Annotated in this window: 1 protein-coding gene; it reads left to right on the top strand. The window is 45.2% G+C overall.

Going from position 1 to position 1155, the window contains the following annotated elements; all coding sequences use genetic code 11:
• Window positions 1-121 precede the first annotated feature (121 nt).
• The coding region (locus A3735_RS28600) for a hypothetical protein (RefSeq protein WP_197486133.1) at window positions 122-1155 on the top strand (1034 nt) is incomplete at its 3' end.

Here is a 1155-nt window from a genome sequence, read left to right on the forward strand (position 1 = left end):
GCACTAAGCTTATGGGCTTTGTATCACAGCAATAACCCCCCCTGTACAAGCATCTAAAGCTACTTCCTTTAGCGATAGTTTTTTTGTTGGTTCGGCCTTCGTAAGTGTTTATCTAGCCTCGGTGAGCGAAAACCTACCGCAAACCACTTTCCCTGGCGAATTGATAAGCCGCCCCTATGACATCCTTCCACTAGCGACATACTTATTAGCCGCCACATTGTTCTGGACCTGGTTTCAGAAAGAACGCGACCCCGTCAGCCTGGCGTTTTTATTAAGCTGCATTCCAGAGTGCCTAACCCAACTGCATGTGGCATTCGGCTCTACGCAACTTTTCGATAACCATTTCAATATCGCTCATATACTGAAAATTGTTGCTTACCTTTCTATGCTAGCAGGCATAACTCGCAGCCTAATTTTCAACACCGCCACCTCATCAACAGATAGCGGCCCCCGCGAAACACCCCCTCTTACACATCAACATATCAGAACTTCAAAAACTGAACGTGCGAAGCGCCCTATAAGTCTACTAATCCCCTCAGTTACATTCTCTTTAACACTCATTGTCGGCACCATCATCAGTATTTCTGTGTATCTGGATCATATCGCCCAAATAAAGAAAAAGAACCTACAGGAGCTTGAGCACGAAGCTGAGATGCTTGAGTCGAGCTATCAATCCATATTTCAAAGAAGTGCCCAAGACTTAGTTTCCCTGGGCAAGCACTATGCCATTCAAGCCTATGTGCAAGGAGGCATCACTGAGTCTGAGCCAGTCAATCGCACTCTCGAACACTACTTGCTTTTAAATCCAGGCGTAGTAAATATCAAGCTAGTCGCCAAAAGACCGGACAGTGTAATTGGCTGGGAAGTTCTTTATACAAGCCACAAGGCTGACAGCAAGAGCGGAGAGGAAAGCTCAGACACCTTTCTAACAAGAGACCTAGCTACACTGAAGCAAAGTGGCAAGTTAAAATCGGGGGAGATTTACTTTTCTGATATCTACCTAAGTCCAGATCTAGTTGAGCTGGAAACAGAAAAGGTCTTTTCAAGCGTTTCAAACGCGTTATTCAAGGTTCTGGACGATACAGCCAGCTATGTATTAATCGCAACGCTTAAGCCAATGGCTATTATCTCTGGTTTGCCTCGCTACAATAGCAA

The organism is Oleiphilus sp. HI0061 (assembly GCF_001635675.1).